Origin of the sequence: Streptomyces rubradiris (assembly GCF_016860525.1) — a bacterium.
GTDB lineage: Bacteria > Actinomycetota > Actinomycetes > Streptomycetales > Streptomycetaceae > Streptomyces > Streptomyces rubradiris.
Map to the genome: position 1 here is coordinate 984,347 of NZ_BNEA01000015.1, position 16,636 is coordinate 1,000,982.

The 16,636-nt window shown below is 72.9% G+C and carries 15 protein-coding genes; 4 read left to right on the forward strand and 11 right to left on the reverse strand.

Features of this window, described 5'->3' with window-relative positions:
• Positions 1 to 26 precede the first annotated feature (26 nt).
• The 11 genes from Srubr_RS17635 to Srubr_RS17685 all read right to left on the reverse strand — a co-directional run bounded on the left by Srubr_RS17635 (position 27) and on the right by Srubr_RS17685 (position 10,981).
• Positions 27 to 704 carry a hypothetical protein gene (locus Srubr_RS17635; RefSeq protein ID WP_229926430.1) on the reverse strand — a complete coding sequence of 226 codons (678 nt, stop codon included), beginning with the start codon at positions 702 to 704 and terminating at the stop codon, positions 27 to 29.
• A gap of 236 nt (positions 705 to 940) precedes the next feature.
• A complete protein-coding gene (locus Srubr_RS17640; protein ID WP_189989589.1) occupies positions 941 to 1,453 on the reverse strand; it encodes a hypothetical protein in 513 nt (170 codons plus the stop codon).
• Entirely contained in the window at positions 1,450 to 2,727 is a 1,278-nt protein-coding gene (locus Srubr_RS17645) for an MCE family protein (protein WP_189989592.1), read from the reverse strand. The genes Srubr_RS17640 and Srubr_RS17645 overlap by 4 nt, the downstream gene beginning before the upstream one ends.
• Entirely contained in the window at positions 2,724 to 3,989 is a 1,266-nt protein-coding gene (locus Srubr_RS17650; protein ID WP_189989595.1) for an MCE family protein, read from the reverse strand. Before Srubr_RS17650 ends, Srubr_RS17645 begins: the two co-directional genes overlap by 4 nt.
• Complete coding sequence (locus Srubr_RS17655; RefSeq protein WP_189989597.1) at positions 3,986 to 5,008, reverse strand: MCE family protein; 1,023 nt, start codon at positions 5,006 to 5,008, stop codon at positions 3,986 to 3,988. The genes Srubr_RS17650 and Srubr_RS17655 overlap by 4 nt, the downstream gene beginning before the upstream one ends.
• A complete protein-coding gene (locus tag Srubr_RS17660; protein ID WP_189989599.1) occupies positions 5,005 to 6,093 on the reverse strand; it encodes an MCE family protein in 1,089 nt (362 codons plus the stop codon). Before Srubr_RS17660 ends, Srubr_RS17655 begins: the two co-directional genes overlap by 4 nt.
• Positions 6,090 to 7,148 (reverse strand): MCE family protein, encoded by a 1,059-nt coding sequence (locus Srubr_RS17665; protein WP_189989601.1) that lies wholly within the window; start codon positions 7,146 to 7,148, stop codon positions 6,090 to 6,092. The genes Srubr_RS17660 and Srubr_RS17665 overlap by 4 nt, the downstream gene beginning before the upstream one ends.
• Entirely contained in the window at positions 7,145 to 8,398 is a 1,254-nt protein-coding gene (locus tag Srubr_RS17670) for an MCE family protein (RefSeq protein ID WP_189989603.1), read from the reverse strand. The genes Srubr_RS17665 and Srubr_RS17670 overlap by 4 nt, the downstream gene beginning before the upstream one ends.
• Before the next feature lies 1 nt (position 8,399).
• Entirely contained in the window at positions 8,400 to 9,206 is an 807-nt protein-coding gene (locus Srubr_RS17675; RefSeq protein ID WP_189989605.1) for an MlaE family ABC transporter permease, read from the reverse strand.
• Positions 9,207 to 9,212: 6 nt separating this feature from the next.
• Complete coding sequence (locus tag Srubr_RS17680; protein ID WP_189989607.1) at positions 9,213 to 9,977, reverse strand: MlaE family ABC transporter permease; 765 nt, start codon at positions 9,975 to 9,977, stop codon at positions 9,213 to 9,215.
• Positions 9,974 to 10,981, reverse strand: coding sequence for an ABC transporter ATP-binding protein (locus Srubr_RS17685; protein ID WP_189989609.1), 1,008 nt, complete (start codon positions 10,979 to 10,981; stop codon positions 9,974 to 9,976). The genes Srubr_RS17680 and Srubr_RS17685 overlap by 4 nt, the downstream gene beginning before the upstream one ends.
• A 652-nt stretch (positions 10,982 to 11,633) precedes the next feature.
• Between Srubr_RS17685 and Srubr_RS17690 the strand changes: the two genes are divergently transcribed.
• The 4 genes from Srubr_RS17690 (at position 11,634) to Srubr_RS17705 (ending at position 16,414) form a co-directional block, all read left to right on the forward strand.
• On the forward strand, positions 11,634 to 12,269 hold the full coding sequence (locus Srubr_RS17690; protein WP_189989611.1) for a hypothetical protein: 636 nt from the start codon (positions 11,634 to 11,636) through the stop codon (positions 12,267 to 12,269).
• A 123-nt stretch (positions 12,270 to 12,392) separates the two neighbouring features.
• On the forward strand, positions 12,393 to 14,003 hold the full coding sequence (locus Srubr_RS17695; RefSeq protein ID WP_189989613.1) for a DUF6801 domain-containing protein: 1,611 nt from the start codon (positions 12,393 to 12,395) through the stop codon (positions 14,001 to 14,003).
• Between the two features lie 47 nt (positions 14,004 to 14,050).
• Complete coding sequence (locus tag Srubr_RS17700) at positions 14,051 to 14,992, forward strand: hypothetical protein (RefSeq protein ID WP_189989615.1); 942 nt, start codon at positions 14,051 to 14,053, stop codon at positions 14,990 to 14,992.
• Between the two features lie 210 nt (positions 14,993 to 15,202).
• A complete protein-coding gene (locus Srubr_RS17705) occupies positions 15,203 to 16,414 on the forward strand; it encodes a helix-turn-helix domain-containing protein (RefSeq protein ID WP_189989617.1) in 1,212 nt (403 codons plus the stop codon).
• The last annotated feature ends 222 nt before the right edge of the window (positions 16,415 to 16,636 follow it).

Consider the following 16,636-nt stretch of genomic DNA (forward strand, 5'->3'; position numbering starts at 1 on the left):
GAGGTTCTCCCGTCTTGCGCGCACGGTCAGCGGGCCTTGATGTCGACGATCCGCCAACGGTCGTCCACCAGCCGGGCCGTGACGGTGAGCTGGGCGGCGGCCGTGGTGGCCTTGCCGTTGCCGCGGCGGGAGACCTGGTCGAGGAACACCAGCAGGCGGGCCCGGTCTCCGTCGAGTTCGATCACGCCGGTGCGTACGGCCTTGGTACTGAGGGTGATCCGCTGGCCGGCGAGGTCGTCGCGGACCCTGGCGAACAGTTCCTGGTACTGGCGGGCCGCGCGGCCGTCGAGCACGGTGCGTGCGGAGCGCTCGGCGGTCGCGGTGCCGTCGGGTGTGTAGGAGAAGACGCGGGCGAGGGCGTTGTCGATCTCCCCCGCGACCCGGGCGGTGGCCTCGGTGTCGGTGAGCGCGCGGTTACGGGCGGCCTCCGTCGACCTCAGCTGGTGGGCGCCGTAGAGGAAGCCGCCCCCGCCGCCCAGGAGTACGGCGACGATCCCCGCCGCCGCGGCCCCGCGCAGCCGGCCGACCCGTGACCGCCACCGACGGGACACGCTCCCGCCCGCCTCCGCCTGGGCGGCCCCGTCCACGGGGCTCTCCGACTCCGGCCCGGCGGGCCCGCCCTCGCGCGCCTCGCCCTCCGGCCGGCCGTCCGCCTCCGGCCCGTCGTCCGCCTCCGGCCCGGTGGACTCGCCGACGGGCGTCACGGACTCCGGCCCGGAATCCGCCCCGGCCTCGGCCGCCCCTGCCTCGCGCGCGCCGGCCGGCTCACCCTCGGCAGTCCCGGCGGTCCCGGAGCCGGCCGGCTCGCCCCCCGGTAACGCGGGGCCCGGCCGGGCCGCTTCCGTGGCGGGCGCGCCAGGCGCCGTCACGTCCTCGGCGGAGCCGCCCGTCCCGGTGCGCGTGAGCACCGGCGCCGGGGCGCGTCGCGGGCGTGTGAGTCTCATCGGCCGTCCTCCCCGTCCCCGGTCAGCGGCACCGCGTTCAGGGCCCGTACCTTCCACTCCCCCGCGTCCGTGCGGGACAGGACGGCCTCCAGGCGTTTTCGGTCGGTGGCCGGCCGTTTGGTTCCCGCCGGGGTGACCTCGACGCTGACGGTGGCGATGAGCTTGGCCGTGCCGGCGCGGGTGTCGAGCGCGGTGACGGCGGCCTCGGTGACCGTGCCGCGGGCCGAGGCGCCCGCCTTCGGCTCCGTACGGCCCAGCGTGTCGCGCAGCGGCCCGGTCGACGCGGCGCGCCAGGCCCGGATGCCCGCCTCGGCCCGCTGCCGGGTGGAGGCGTCCAGCGTGGTGAGGGCGGTGACACCCGCGCGGCCCTCGGCGAGCGCCCGGTCCCGCTGCCGGCCGTAGGCGGCAGCGTCGTCGGTGCGGGCCTGCGCGTACGTCCACGCGCCGGTCCCGCAGAAGCCGGCCGCCAGCACGAGCCCCACGCCCGCGAGCAGCCTGGCCCCCCTCACCGTGTGCTCCCGGTGCCGGGCAGGAGGAGGTCCGCCATGTCCTTCGGCGCCGCGCCGTCCTGGCCGGGCAGGGCGAGGGCGCCGGGCAGCGCGCCGGCGGTGCCGCCCGGTGCCGCCGCGCCGCCGGAGGGCAGGGAGCCGGGCCGCGCCGGGTCGGGGACCGGGCCGCCCTCGGGCGCGTGTGCCGAGCCGCGTACGTTGTACCCGTCCGCGGCGGAGGCGGTGCACGCCGCGCCGGTGTTGAGGGCGGGCGCGGTGCCGAGGTCGAGTCCGTTGCGGTAGCGGGTGGCGCCGTAACCGGCGGTGCAGGGCAGGGGCTTGAAGAAGGTGACGGCCATGCCGAGGTTCAGCTTCCCTCCGTCGACGGCGGTGGCCCCGGCGGACACGGCCGCGGGGTACTTCACGAGCAGTTCCTCCAGGCCGCGCTGCCGGGTGACGGCGATCTCGGAGGTGGTGAGCAGGTTGGCGAGGACGACGCCGAGGCTCGGGTCGAGGTCCCGCAGGACCGCGCTGACCTGGGTGGCGGCCTCGGGCGCGGTGGCGAGGAGGCGGCGCAGGTCGGCGTCGGAGCCCTTGAGGGTACGGGCCAGTTCCTCGGCTCCGCCGGCGAAGTCCCGGATGGCGCGGGTCTCTTCGGCCTGGGTGCGCAGCACGGTCTCGCCGTCGGCGATGAGCCGGGTGGTGGCGGGCAGGTTGCGGTCGGCGGCCCGCAGGAAGGCGTCGCCGCTGTCGAGCAGCGCCTGGAGGTCGTCGCCGTGCCCTTCGAAGGTCTTGCCGAACTCGTCCACGACCGTGCGCAGGTCCTCCAGCGGTACGGACCGGGTCAGGTCGTCGATGCCGGCGAGTACGTCCGTGACGGGTGCGGGGACCTGGGTGTCGGACTGTTCGATCCGGGCGCCGTCGGCGAGGTAGGGACCGTCGTCGCCGCGCGGGCGCAGGTCGATGTACTGCTCGCCGACGGCGGAGAGCCCGGCGACCACGGCACGGGCGTCGGCGGGTATGCGCGGGGCGGACTTCTTGATGCGCAGTTCGGCCACGACACCGTCCGCGGTGAGGCCGATCGGTCCGACGCGGCCCACCGAGACGCCCCGGTAGGTGACGTCGGAGTGGGTGAACAGGCCGCCGGTCCGCGGCAGGAGCACGTCGACCGTGTAGTAGTCGGCGACCCCGGCGTACCGGCCGAGGTCGGCGTAGCGGATGCCGAGGTAGGAGCAGGCGAGCACGGCGATGAGGAGGAAGGCGAGGTTCTTCAGCCGGACGGCGCGGGTGATCACCCGAGTTCACCTCCCGGCGTGGGTGCCCCGGAGCCGGTGCCGGCGGAGGCGGGGGTGGAGACGGCGGGCAGGGGCAGCGGCGAGGTGGGAGCGGGGGCGGTCCGGGGTGCCTTGCCGGTGCCTTCGCGGGCGGTCGTGCCGGGCTGTGCGCTCGCGGTCGGGGCGGGCGTGCTCCGCGGCACCAGCGGCGGGATGATCCGCGTTCCCGGCGCGGCCGTCATCTCCAGGTAGACGTTGAGGTAGTCGCCCTTCACTCCGCGCAGCACCTCGTCGGTGAACGGGTAGGTGAGCAGCACCTGGAGCGAGTCGGGCAGGTCCGTGCCCGCGTCCGCGAGGGCCTTCAGGGAGGGCGCGATGGCCTTGAGGTCGGCGATCATGTCGTCCTTGCTCGCGTCGATGGTGGCGACGGCGACCTCGGAGAGCGTGTCGAGGGAGCGCAGCATGGTCAGCAGCGAGCCGCGTTGCCGGTCGAGGGTCTTCAGTCCGGGTGAGAGGTCGGTGAGGACGGTGGCGACGTCGTCCTCGCGGGTGGCGAGGGTCGCGGAGAGCCGGTTGACGGCGTCGAGCGCGTCGGTGATGTCGCCCCGGTGGTCGTCGAGGTCGGTCACCAGGGTGTCGACCCGTTTCAGTACGGAGCGGACGTCGCCCTCCCGGCCGCCGAGCGCCTCGTTCAGTTCCCGGGTGATGGTCTTGAGCTGGTTGACGCCGCCGCCGTTGAGCAGCAGGGACAGCGCGCCGAACACCTCCTCGACCTCGGTGTTGCGGCTGGTGCGGGAGACCGGGATGACGGCGCCGTCCGCGAGCCGCCCGGCGCCGGTCTCCCGGGCGGGCGCCGCGAGCTGGATGTACTTCTCGCCGAGCAGACTGGACTGTCCGACCCGGGCGGTGGCGTCGGCGGGCAGCCGTACCGCGCCGTTGATCTTCATGGTGACGCGGGCGGACCAGCCGTCGAGTTCGATGCCGGTGACCCGGCCGACGGCGACGTCGTTGACCTTCACCGCCGCCTGCGGCACCAGGCTGAGCACGTCGCGCAGTTCCGCCGTGACGGTGTACGGGTGGTCGCCGAGGTCGGCGCCGCCGGGCAGCGGCAGTTCCTGGACGCCGTCGAAGCGCGTCAGCCCGAGGGTGGCCGCGCCGAGGGCCAGGGTCAGGCCGAGGGCGAGCAGTCCGCCGACGGTGAGGCGGGCCGCGCCCGGTTTGGTCAGCGTCCGCCTGCGGACCGCCTCGGCCGGCGGGTCGGCGGGCCGGGTGAGGAGTTTCATCGCTGTCCCTTCCCGGACGCCGTGATGCCGTCCGTCGGGTACAGCGGCAGCAGCGGGCCGCCCAGGCTGATCTCGTTGAGGTTGGCGCGGCCGTCGAGGGTGCGGGTGTCGGGGTTGTAGGCGTTGACGACGTTGGCCGCGGCCAGCGGCGCCACGTCCAGGGCCTCGGCGAGGGAGGCCCGCTGCTCGACCAGGGTCCGGGTGAGGGGGACGAGCCGGTCCACGTTCTCCTTCAGCGCGCCCCGGTTGTCCTCGATGAAGGTCTTGACCTGGCCCAGGGCGGTGCCGAGTTCGGCCAGGGCGCCCGCGAGGTCGTCCTTGTTGTCGGCGAAGACGCCGACGACCTCGGCCAGGCGTTCCTGGGCGGTGCGCACGTCGTCGTCCTTCTCCTTGAGCATGGTGGTGAAGGCCTGGAGCCGGCTCAGCGTGTCGAACAGGTGGTCACTGCTGCCGTCGAGGGTCTTGGCCGCCTTGCCGAACTGCTCGATGCTCTCGCCGATGGCCTCGCCGTTGCCGCGGAGGTTGGCCGCCCCGGTGCGCAGCAGGCCGGACAGCGCGCCGGCGGAGTTGGCGCCGTCGGGGCCGAGCGCCCGGCTGAGTTCGGTGATCGAGTCGTAGAGCTGGTCTATCTCGACGGGGGTGCGGTTGCGGGCGGCGGGCAGGACGGCGCCGTCGGCGAGGGCCGGGCCGTCGCGGTAGGCGGGGGTGAGCTGCACGTACCGGTCGGAGACGACGCTCGGTGCGACGACGACGGCGCGGGCGCCGTCGGGTACCTTGACGCCCTCGTCGACCCGGAGGCCGACCCGTACCGTGGTGCCCTGCGGCCGCACCGACTCGACCTCGCCGACCCGTACGCCGAGGATCCGCAGGTCGGATCCGGCGTAGATGCCGACGGCGCGGTCGAAGTAGGCGGTGAGGCGGGTGCCGTCGGAGCCGAGGACCCGTACGGCGGCGAGCCCGGCGGCGATCAGCACCGTCAGGGCGAGCGCGCAGGCGAGGAGTTTCCGGCGGGTGCTCATCGCTCACCTTTCCGCTCGGCCGCGGCCGGCTGTTTCGGCGGCACGCAGCCGGTCGAGGGCCGGGAGCCCTCGGGCAGATAGGCGCGGGGGACGACGCCGCACAGGTAGCTGTCGAACCAGCGGCCGTTGCCGAGGGTGTTGCCGACGAGGCGGTAGTAGGGTCCGGCCAGTGCGAGGGTCTTGCCGAGCTGGGCGCTGTTCTTCTCCAGGACGGTGGTGACCCGGCCGAGCGCCTCAAGGGTGGGGCCCAGCTGCCGGTCGTTGTCCTCGACGAGGCCGCCGAGTTCGGTGCCGAGGTCCCGGCTTCCCTCGAGCAGCGCCTGGATGGCGTCGCGGCGGTCGCGCAACTCGCCGAGCAGGGAGCCTCCGTCCCGCAGGAGGATCTCGAAACTGGACTTCTTGTCCTTCAGCGTCTGGGTGAACCTGGCGCTGCCGCGCAGGAGTTCGGCGAGTTCGGTGTCGCGCCGGGAGACGGTCTTCGACAGCGCGGACAGGCCGTCGGCGGCCTTGCGCACGTGGGGCGGGGAGTTGGCGAAGGTCTTGGAGATGGTCTCGAAGCTGTCCGCGAGCCGCCGGGTGTCGAGGGCGTCGATGGTGCCGCCGAGGTCCTGGAGCGCCTGGGTCACGTCGTACGGGGAGGTGGTGCGGGTCAGCGGGATGCGGCTGCCGGGGTCCTGGCGGGCGGCGCCGAGCGGGTCGAGCGCCAGGTACTTGTCGCCGAGGACGGTCTTGATGGCGATGGCCGCGGTCGTCCGGTCGCCGATCCAGGCGTCCTCGACCTCGAAGCTGACCTTGACCTTGGGGCCGTCGAGGGCGACGCCGGTGACCTCCCCGACCTTGACGCCGGCGACGCGCACCTCGTCGCCCTCGTCGAGCCCGGCCGCCTCGGAGAAGTCGGCGCTGTAGGTGGTGCCGCCGCCGAACGGCAGCCGGTCCACCCGCAGGACGAGGACGGCGAGCAGGGCGAGGGCGAGCAGTCCGACGACGCCCACGGCACGGGGGTCCCGTTCCCTGACCGGCTTGAAGCGCGGGCGCCGGGCCGCGTCCGGCCGGCCGGTGCCGCCGCCCCGTGCGAAGGGTCTCATCCGCGGCACCTCGATTCGGTGAGGGCGATACCGGTCGGTGCCTCGGAGCCGTCGGAGGTGGTCACGCCGCTCACCCGTGCCTCGCACAGGTAGAGGTTGAACCACGATCCGTAGGAGGAGAGCCGGGCCAGGGCGGACATCTTGGCGGGGCTGCGGTCGAGGAAGTCCTCGATCTGCGGGGTGTGTTCGGCCAGGCCCGTCGACAGCCGGCCCAGTTCGCGGATGTCCTTCTTCAGGGGCGCGCGGCCGTCCTGGAGGAGTCCGGCGGTGACGGTGGTCAGCTCGCCCATGGCCTGGACGGCTTCGCCGAGGGGTTCGCGGTCGTCGTTGAAGCCGGTGACGAGGGACCGCAGGGTGGCGACGAGGTCGTCGAAGCCGGCCTCGCGTTCGTTGAGGGTCCGCAGGACGGTGCCGAGGTTGTCGACGACTTCGCCGATCACCTTGTCCTTGGCGGCGACGGTGGTGCTGAGCGAGCCGATGTGGCGGATCAGGCTGTCGACGGTGGCGCCCTCGCCCTGCAGCACCTGGACGATGGACCCGGCGAGTTCGTTGACGTCCTTCGGGGAGAGTCCTTCGAACAGCGGCTTGAACCCGTTGAAGAGCAGGGTCAGGTCCAGGGCGGGGGTGGTGCGCTCCAACGGGATGGTGTCGCCCGGCCGGAGGGTGCCGGTGAGGTCTCCGCTGCCCCGGTCGAGGGCCACGTAGCGCTGGCCGACCATGTTGAGGTACTTCACGGCGGCGGTGGCCGACCGGGGCAGCCGGCGGTCCTCGCGGACGGTGAAGGTGACCTGTGCGGTGCGGCGGTGGACGACCCGCACGTCGGTCACCTCACCGACCTTCACCCCGGAGATCCGCACACTGGCGCCCTCGTCGAGGCCGGTGACGTCGGTGAACAGCGCCCGATAGGTGGCGGTGCCGCCGCCGATGCCGGTGTCGGCGACGCTGAGGCCGAGCACGGCGGTGGCGAGGCCGGTCACCATCACGAAGGCCAGCGACTTCAGCAGCGGTCCGGCCAGGGAGCGCCGTCGGGTGTGGGCGTGGTCGGGGGCGGTCATCCGAGGGTCACCTCCGTGCCGCGGTAGGCCGGGCCGGCCAGCAGGCTGCTCCAGTCGGGCAGTTCGCCTGGGGGCCGGCCGGTGGCGGGGGCCAGCAGTTCGTCGATGAGGTCGTTCTCCTGCGGGGTGTTGGCCGGGCCGAGTTCGGAACCGGTTCGCGGGTATGCCGTCGTGGCGGGTTCCGCGGCGGTGCCGAGGTAGGGGACGGGGTGGCAGCGGGGGCCGCCCCCGGCGTCGTAGACCGGGGTGTCGCGGCCGGGGCGGTAGGCGCCGCGCGAGGGCACGGTGGTGACGTCGACGTGGATGCCGGGCCGGTCGGTGCCCTTGCCGAGCGCCTTGTCCATGGCGGGCACGAACTCGGCGAGGGTGCGCAGGGTGCAGGGGAAGGACGGGGAGTACTCGGCGAGCAGTTCCAGGGTGGGCCGGCTCGCGGCGCTGAGCTGGATGATGTTGTCCGCGTTCCGCTGGAGGAAGGCGGTCATGTCCTCGGCCGCCTTGGTGGTGGCGCCGAAGGTGCCGGCGAGTTCGGCCTCCTGCTCGGCGAGGGTGCCGCTGGTGGTGGTGAAGTCGGTGAGCGCGGCGAGGATGTCGGGGGCGGCGTCCGCGTAGACATGGCTGACCTTCACCAGTTCCTTGAGGTCGCGGTTGAGCGTGGGCAGCTGGGGGTTGAACCGGCGCAGGTGCGCGTCGAGCCGGGTGAGGGTGGCGCCGAGCCGGTCGCCGCGGCCCTCCAGGGCCTGGGAGACGGCGGAGAGGGTGGCGGAGAGCTTGTGCGGCTGGACGGCGGTGAGCATCGGCAGCACGTTGTCGAGGACCTGCTGGAGTTCCACGGCGTTCGCGGAGCGGTCCTGCGGGATGACGGCCCCGGCGGTCAGCGGCCGTGGCGAGGGGCGCGCGGGCGGTACGAGCGCGACGTACCGTTCGCCGAACAGCGTGGTCGGCAGCATCTGCGCGCGCACGTCGGACGGCACCCGGTCGAGGGCGCCGGGTTTCATGGCGAGGGTGAGCCGGGCGCCGTCGCCGGTGGCGTGGACGGCGCGGACCTCGCCGACGACGACGCCGCGCAGTTTGACCTCGGCGCCCAGGTGCATCTCGTTGCCGACGCTGCCGGTCTCGACGACCACCGGGGCGGAGTCGGTGAACCTCTTGTCGTAGACGGCGACGGCCAGCCAGATCAGCAGGGCGGGCACCAGCAGGAACACCACCCCGGCGAAGCGGCGGCGCAGCGTGTCGCCTCGTGGTCGGCTCATCTCACCCCGCCACCTTCACGGTCGTGGTCGCGCCCCACAGGGCGAGCGACAGGAAGAAGTCGGTGACGCTGATCAGCACGATGGCGTTGCGTACGGACCGGCCCACGGCGACGCCGACGCCGGCCGGGCCGCCGGCGGCGCGGTAGCCGTAGTAGCAGTGGGCGAGGATCACCATCACGCTGAAGATCAGCACCTTCAGCACGGACAGGAGCACGTCCGTCGGGGAGAGGAACAGGTTGAAGTAGTGGTCGTAGGTGCCCCGCGACTGGCCGTTGAACAGGACGGTGACCAGTCGGGAGGACAGGTAGGAGGAGAGCAGGCCGATCGCGTAGAGGGGGATGATGGCGACGACCCCGGCGATGACGCGGGTGGTGACGAGGTAGGGCATGGAGCGGATGCCCATGCCTTCGAGGGCGTCGACCTCCTCGTTGATGCGCATGGCGCCGAGCTGCGCGGTGAAGCCGGCGCCGACGGTCGCGGAGAGGGCGAGCCCGGCGACGAGGGGGGCGATCTCGCGGGTGTTGAAGTAGGCGGAGACGAATCCGGTGAACGCGGCGGTGCCGATCTGGTCGAGGGCCGCGTACCCCTGGAGTCCGACGACGGTCCCGGTGAACAGGGTCATCGCGATCATCACGCCGATGGTGCCGCCGATGACGCCGAGCCCTCCGGTGCCGAAGGCGACCTCGGCGAGGAGGCGCTGGACCTCTTTGAGGTAGCGGCGCAGGGCGCGCGGGATCCACAGCAGGGCCCGGGTGTAGAAGAGCAGGTGGTCGCCGGAGCGGTCGAGCCAGGCGAGCGGGGAGGCCATCGCGGGTCAGCCCCCCTTCGGCGGGACGATCCGGAGGTACAGGACCGTCATGACCATGTTGACGAAGAAGAGCAGGAGGAAGGTGATGACGACGGACTGGTTGACGGCGTCGCCGACCCCCTTGGGACCGCCACGCGGGTTGAGCCCCCGGAAGGCGGCGACGATACCCGCGATGAACCCGAAGACCAGGGCCTTGAGTTCGCTGATGTAGAGATCGGCCGGCTGGGCGAGGGAGGAGAAGCTGGACAGGTAGGCGGCGGGGGTGCCGTCCTGCAGGATGACGTTGAAGAAGTAGCCGCCGAGGGTGCCGACGACGGAGACCAGGCCGTTGAGCAGGACCGCCACGCCCATGGTGGCCAGCACCCGGGGCACGACCAGGCGCTGGACGGGCGAGACGCCCATGACCTCCATGGCCTCCAGCTCTTCGCGGATCTTGCGGGAGCCCAGGTCGGCGCAGATGGCGGAGCCGCCGGCGCCGGCGATCAGCAGGGCGACGATGAGCGGGCTGGCCTGCTGGACGACGGCGAGCACGCTGGCGCCCCCGGTGAAGGACTGGGCGCCCAGTTGCCGGGTGAGCGAGCCGACCTGGAGCGCGATGACCGCGCCGAAGGGGATGGAGACGAGAGCGGCGGGCAGGATGGTGACTCCGGCGACGAACCAGAACTGCTCGATGAACTCGCGGAACTGGAAGGGCCGCCGGAACATGGCACGGCCGACCTCGACGGCGAGCGCGAAGAGCCGCCCGGTCTGCCGCAGCGCTCCGGTGATCATGCGCCGCTCCCGGCGGCGGGGATCGGCCGGGTGGGTGGCGCGGCGCTGTCCGCGTAGGTCCGCAGGATGGCGGCGCGGGCGGCGGAGGGCAGTTGGTCGATCATCCGCAGGACGCGTTCCCGCCGTCGGGTGACGGCGCGGCGGTACGGCAGTCCGGGCGACGGCTCCAGCTGCGGCACGATCCTGCGGGGCTCGGCGGTGGCGCGGGCGGTGCTCGCCTCGGCCGCGAGGGTGGCCGCGTCCTTCTCCTCCGACATTCCGATGGGGCCTTCACGCCGGCCGGCGAGGAACTGGGCGACCACCGGTTCCTCGCTGGTGAGCAGCACCTCGCGCGGGCCGAAGGTGACGAGTTCGCGCCGGAAGAGCATCCCCATGTTGTCGGGCACGGTGGCGGCGATGTCGAGGTTGTGGGTGACGATGAGCATCGTCGCGTCGAGCTGCGCGTTCAGGTCGATCAGCAGCTGGGAGAGGTAGGCGGTGCGGACCGGGTCGAGGCCGGAGTCCGGTTCGTCACAGAGGATGATCTGCGGGTCCAGCACGAGCGCGCGGGCCAGTCCGGCCCGTTTGCGCATGCCTCCGCTGATCTCCCCCGGCAGTTTGCCCTCCGCGCCCAGCAGTCCGACGATCTCGATCCGCTCCATGACGATGCGGCGGATCTCCGACTCCTTCTTGCGGGTGTGCTCGCGCAACGGGAAGGCGATATTGTCGAACAGCGACATGGATCCGAACAGGGCCCCGTCCTGGAACATGAGCCCGAACAACTTACGGGTCTCATAGATTTCCCGCTCGGGGCTGTTCACCATGTCCACCCCATTGATGAGCACCCGGCCTTTCTCGGGTTTGAGCAGCCCGACGAGCGACTTCAGGAAGACGGTCTTCCCGGTGCCGGACGGCCCCAGCATGACGCTTACTTCTCCGGCCGGAAGAGTGAGTGTCACGTCCCGCCAGATGCTCTGCTTACCGAAGGACTTGGTCAGACCTTCGACCACCACTTCGACGCCCATATCACCTCCAGCGGACGCAGGTTGGTTCCGTGTGCACGGGTGCGCGCGTCAACTCGGGGCGCAGCCCGCCGGCATCGGGTGCGGCGCCACAACCCCCGCCGCCGGCCCGGCGTTTGTCACCCCGCAGACAATCCCGCTCCGCCCGTCCGCGCCTCGGCGCGGACAGGACGGGCCGGCGGCCGGAAGGCATCCGCCACGGCTCGGCCGGCGGGGGTCGCCGACCTGGCACCGAGCACCGCACCGGCACGTTACGGCCCAGTAACCGCGGGGGGCAATACAGGGTTCCAGGTTTTCGGTGAGTCCCGGTCCGGCCATGCGAAATCTGTCACGGCGCAGACAAACCCGCCTGCGGAACTTGTCGCAGAGTGAGCGATCCGGCCCCGTGCGGGCAGGCCGGGGACACCATCTCCCGCACCGCCGAAGAGCCCCGGCTTTGGCAGCGGATGACTAAGACCGGTGGTGGATCACTCACCCCGGAAAGAGATGGTTCCTCTTTTCAAAGAATCATGAACAACGGCATTGTTCGGCGAAGTTTCCCGCCAGTAACGTCATGGTCCGCGGACGGGGAACACCGAGCCGCGGGCCGCACACCCCGGATCGATTCAGCGGCGGCCCATCCCTGCCGTTCAACCACAAGGAGAGCCCTGACGCCATGAAGAAGCACACGAGAAGGCTCGCCGTCGTGGCGGGTGCGGCCGCGGCCGCCTTCGGTCTCACCGCCGGTCCCGCCTCGGCGGCTCCCTCCACGAACTGGACCGTCACCCCGACGGGCAGCTACACGGCGACGAACAGCGGCAACATCGTGCTGACCGCGACCATTCCGATGACGTGCACGACCTCCGGCGCGTCCGGCACCATGTCCAACGCCACCGGCAACCCGGCCACGGTCGCCACCATCAGCTCGATCAGCTTCGGCACCTCGGCCTCGCCGTGCACCAGCGTCCTGGGCAACGTCAGCACCGTGGCGGTCACCCCCTGGACGGTCGTCGCCCAGGACTACAACGCCACGACCGGCGTCACCACGGGCTACGTCGGCAACGTCAAGGCCAACGTGACCGCGGGCGCCTGCAAGTTCACCGTGACGGGCAAGGCCTCGGGCACCTACACCAACTCCTCGGGCGTCCTGGCGGTCAACAGCGTCGCGGGCGACCTGGTCGTCAGCTCCAACCCGGCCCCCGTCAACTGCGGCACGGTGGTCACCACCTCCACCAAGCCCACCTTCAAGGGCAACTACGTCATCAAGGCCTCCAACGGCTCCATCCCGAAGATCGTCGGCTCCAACCCGTAAGGCGCCGCCGTCCGCGTCCGCCCGGCCGGTCACGCACCCCGGCCGGGCGGACGCGGACCGCCCGGCCCCGCCCCCGGCGCCGTTCCCCCTTGTCCCCACCGGTGTACGACCGACTGGAGCTGTATGAGAGGCCATCGCGCCGCCGCGCCGCGGCTGCCCCGGGTCCGCGCCCGCACCTCGGCCATCGGCGCGTTCGTGGTGCTCGCCGCCATGGTCCCGGCCGCGGTCTCGGCCGCGGGCACCCAGGAGGCGGATGTCGCGCTCCCCTACGTCTGCCGGCTGCCCTCGGGAGAACAGCCCGCGACGGTACGCGTCACGGCAGGCTTCCCCGCCACCGCCGAGGCGGGCAGGGCGTTCACCCCCACCGGTGTCACCACCACCGTCGAGCTGCCGGCCGCAGCGGTGGCGGACCTCGCCCGCGGCCGGGCGGCCGGCGTGCGCGCGGTGACCCGCCTCGGGGTCGGCATCGCGCAGGGCGAGGCGGCGGCCGAGGCGACCTGGCGCGGTACCGCGCGGCCGGCCGCCCTGCCCGCCTCGGGACCCCTGACGCTGACCGCGACGGGCGAAGTCCCCTCCGTCACCGCCCGCGTGGCCGGCGACCTCGCCTTCTCCGCCCGCGCCCTCGACCTCGATCTGGCGCTCGACACCCCGGACGGCACCGCCGCCGACCCCGCCGCGCTGACCATCGGCTGCTCGCTCGCCGAGGACGCGCCCGAGCGGGGCCTGCTGGCCACCGTACCGATCGGGCCGGACCCCGGGCCCCCGGCCACCACCCCCGCCTCACCGACGCCCTCCGTCCCGGCGCCGGACGGCGGCTCACCCGGGGCGTCCGGCAGCCCGCACGCCCCGAACGAGCAGACCGGCCAGGACGGCCGGGACGATCAGAAGGGCCGGGCGCCGACGGTGACGGAACGGGCCCCGCGAGGTGCCGCCACCCGCCGCCCGGACGCCCCGCCCTGCCGCTACGACGAGCGGCACCCGTCCACCTCGGCATCGCTGAACGCCTACATCACCGGCTACACCAACGTGCGCAAGCTCGCCGGAGCCTCCCTGATCCCCCTGTCCTGCGCGCTGATCGAGCAGGGCCCCACCGACATCGAGCTCTTCCCGGACTACAGCGGGGGCTATCTCACCCAGCACTCGCAGGGAACGCTCTGGTACCGGGGCGAGCCGCGGACCCCTCCGTTCCAGGCGACCTTCCTGACCTTCGGCTTCGTGCCGACGAAGGCCACCATGGTGCTGGAGCAGACGGGGCCCATGACCATGGACGGCAAGGGCGAGACCTCGTTCGTCACCCAGTTCACCAAGCTGGAGACACGGATCCGGGTCCCGCTGGTCCTGCGGGTGACCGCCCTGGAGGTCAACGGGACCCCGCTGGACGTCGGTACCGGCTGCCGGACGCGGTCCCCGCTGCGCTCGGAGGAGCCCGAGCCCGCGAAGTTCCCCGGTGACCACCTGGTGCTGACCGGCCGCAGCTCGCACCAGCCCCCCGCCCTGCCCGTCGGCTATCTGCTCAGCTCCGGCGGCCCGCTGACCGGTGAGGTGACCATCCCCGCCTTCACCCACTGCGGCGGCAAGGGCGAGAACCTCGACCGCCTGCTCACCGCCTCGGTGTCCGGCCCCGGCAACTACGTCAAGCAGATGCAGGGCCAGACCTGCGCGGTGCAGGTCTTCAACCCCGACCAGTGCACCAAGGACCTGCAACCCCTCGTCATTCCCGTCCCCGAGCGCTGAGCCGTCCCCGCTCGGCACTTCCCCCTTCGCCCCGGAAGGCCACCACCATGCCCCGGCTCTCCACCCGCACCCGGCTCTGTGCCGTCGCCGCCCTCACCGCGCTCGGCACCCTCGCCTCCATCGGCGGCGCGACGGCCGCCGACCCCACGCTGAACGGTCAGTGGGCCCCCTTCACCCGCTGCCCCGTGGACGCCCCGGCGATGCTGGCCGCCGACGGTTCCGACCGGACCCCGCAGTGCGTGGTCTCCACCTCGGCCAGCGGCTCCATCAAGCTGGGCAAGACCACCGTGGTCACGGGCCGGACCAACCTCCAGTTCGGTGTCGTGCAGAACGCGGACGGCACCAGCACCGTCGTCGCCCCGCCCTCCGGCGCGCTGGTCGCCGACTCCGCCACCGTCCCCGGCGGTCTGCTCGGCCTGATGTGCCCGAGCGACATCCCGGTGATCACCGGCATCTGCCAGACCCTCAGCGACGCCAAGCTGAACAAGATCACCGCCACCATGGAGTCCGTCGGCGCGCCGTACGCCTTCGACCAGACCGCGGGCGTCCTGAAGGACATGCCGATCATCGCCCTGCCGGTCCGCGTCCACCTGCAGAACCCGCTCCTCGGCGACAACTGCTACATCGGGTCGGCGTCCGCGCCGATCGTGCTGCGCCCGAAGAACCTCGACTACCCGGCGTTCGGGATGACCTTCTTCAAGGGGGACGGCACGGCCGACGACGCCGGCGAGATGAGCCGGATCGACCTCACCGGCGCCCCGCAGAACGACAGCAGCTTCGCGGTACCGGGGGCCACCGGCTGCGGCCTGAACGTCGGCCTGATCAACGCCGCCGTCAACGCCAAGACCGGCCTGCCCTCCGCCGCCGGGAACAACAGCCTCACCCTGAACAACGCCCAGACCTCCCTGGCCGGCCTGACCGCGCCCGGCACCGTCGTACCCGACGCCGGCAAGGTGCTCGCCCGCGACTGGCACTCCGCCGTCCGGTGACGGCCACGGCCCGGCCGTTTCCGGGCGGCGAGCTTCGCCGGGCACCGGCGTAATCCGCCTGAACGGTGTACACCCGGCGGCCGAGTTGATTAAGTGTCAGCACCCAGACCGGTGTGACACCTGGTGGACCGGTCCGGGCGCCGTCCGCGCGAGGCGGGCGGTGCCCGGCCGGCCACCTCGCCGGACACTTCTGAGCGCAAGAGGTGACTTATGCCCTCGATCGCACGGTCCCCCGAGGTCGGCGAACCGCTCGGCCCCCTCCCCAAGAGGTTCGCGGCCTTCATACGGCCCGAACTGCCGGGCCTGCTCAACGAGATACGAGCGGAGGTCACCCGCGCCTACCCGGTGTACGGCCGGCTGCTCAACGGGCCGAGCGGGGACGCGATCCGCCAGGGCGTGGAACTGGCGGTGGTGACCTTCGTGGACCGGGTGGCCGATCCCGGCAAGCGCTCGGAAGCCCGCGACGAACTGCTGCGCAGGTTCGGCCGGGTGGAGGCGTACGAAGGCCGCGACCTGCACACCCTGCAAGGCGCCTACCGCCTCGGGGCGCGGATCACGCTGCGCCGCGCCAAGACGATCGGGCGGCAGCACAACCTCTCCCCCGCCCTCGTCCTCTCCTTCGCCGACGCCCTCTTCGCCTACGTCGACGAGCTGGAGGCGGTCACCCGTGAGGGGTACGCGGAGGTGCGGGAGCGGGCCGCCTCCGAGGTGTCCGCGTTACGAAGACGCCTGCTGCACCTCATCCTGGCCGCACCGCCGCTGCCCGGGACCACCGTCACCGAGCTGGCCGAGGCGGCCGGCTGGGAGCTGCCCCTACGGTGCACCCTGGTCGCGCTGCGCCCCCCGGTGGCCGACCGCGTCCAGGCCGCGCTCGACGAGGACGTCCTCGTCGACCTCGACATGCCCCAGCCCCACCTGCTCGTCCCCGGCAGCCTCACCCCGCAGCGCCTGGCGATGCTCCGCAAGGCGCTGTCCGGCACCCGTGCCGTGCTCGGTCTCACCGTCCCGCTCGGCCAGGCCGCCGACTCGGTGCGCTGGGCGCGCCGCATCCTGCAACTGGTGGACGACGGAGTGGTCCCCAACGCCCCGCTGATCGCCTGCGAGGACCACCTCACCACCCTGTGGCTGTTGTCCGACCAGGCCCTGGCCGACCATCTCGCGGCCCGCGAACTGGCCCCGCTCGACGGGCTCCCGCCCAGTCGGCGCGGCCGGCTCATCGAGACCCTGCGGGTCCACATCTCCACCCGCGCGCCCGCGGAGCAGGTGGGCGAGATGCTGGGCGTCCACGCCCAGACCGTCCGCTACCGCCTGCGCACCCTGGACTCCCACCTCGGCGACCGGCTCGCCGACCCCGAGCACCGTTTCGCCCTGGAGGTCGCCCTGCGCGCGCTGCACCTGCGGGGGCACGACGGCCCGCGGTGAGGCGGCACGGTACGTCGCGTGGGAACGGGCGGCCGGGGCGGCCCCGCCGGCGGACGACAGCGCCGTGCGCGCTCCGCCGGCCCCTCCACCCGACGGCCGATGACGGCAGCGCCGTACGTGCCCCGCCAGAACCTCGCCCGGCGGCCGCTCCCCCGAGCACCGGCCCGTCGGCCCCGGGGCGACCGGATACAGTGCGGCGACACGGCAGCCCGGTCAGGGAGG

Coding starts and splice junctions, on each gene's coding strand:
- Srubr_RS17675 (WP_189989605.1), bottom strand. CDS start 9,206: ATGGCCTCCCCGCTCGCCTGGCTCGACCGCTCCGGCGACCACCTGCTC.
- Srubr_RS17655 (WP_189989597.1), bottom strand. CDS start 5,008: ATGAGCACCCGCCGGAAACTCCTCGCCTGCGCGCTCGCCCTGACGGTG.
- Srubr_RS17680 (WP_189989607.1), bottom strand. CDS start 9,977: ATGATCACCGGAGCGCTGCGGCAGACCGGGCGGCTCTTCGCGCTCGCC.
- Srubr_RS17660 (WP_189989599.1), bottom strand. CDS start 6,093: ATGAGACCCTTCGCACGGGGCGGCGGCACCGGCCGGCCGGACGCGGCC.
- Srubr_RS17695 (WP_189989613.1), top strand. CDS start 12,393: ATGAGAGGCCATCGCGCCGCCGCGCCGCGGCTGCCCCGGGTCCGCGCC.
- Srubr_RS17705 (WP_189989617.1), top strand. CDS start 15,203: ATGCCCTCGATCGCACGGTCCCCCGAGGTCGGCGAACCGCTCGGCCCC.
- Srubr_RS17685 (WP_189989609.1), bottom strand. CDS start 10,981: ATGGGCGTCGAAGTGGTGGTCGAAGGTCTGACCAAGTCCTTCGGTAAG.
- Srubr_RS17670 (WP_189989603.1), bottom strand. CDS start 8,398: ATGAGCCGACCACGAGGCGACACGCTGCGCCGCCGCTTCGCCGGGGTG.
- Srubr_RS17650 (WP_189989595.1), bottom strand. CDS start 3,989: ATGAAACTCCTCACCCGGCCCGCCGACCCGCCGGCCGAGGCGGTCCGC.
- Srubr_RS17665 (WP_189989601.1), bottom strand. CDS start 7,148: ATGACCGCCCCCGACCACGCCCACACCCGACGGCGCTCCCTGGCCGGA.
- Srubr_RS17690 (WP_189989611.1), top strand. CDS start 11,634: ATGAAGAAGCACACGAGAAGGCTCGCCGTCGTGGCGGGTGCGGCCGCG.
- Srubr_RS17700 (WP_189989615.1), top strand. CDS start 14,051: ATGCCCCGGCTCTCCACCCGCACCCGGCTCTGTGCCGTCGCCGCCCTC.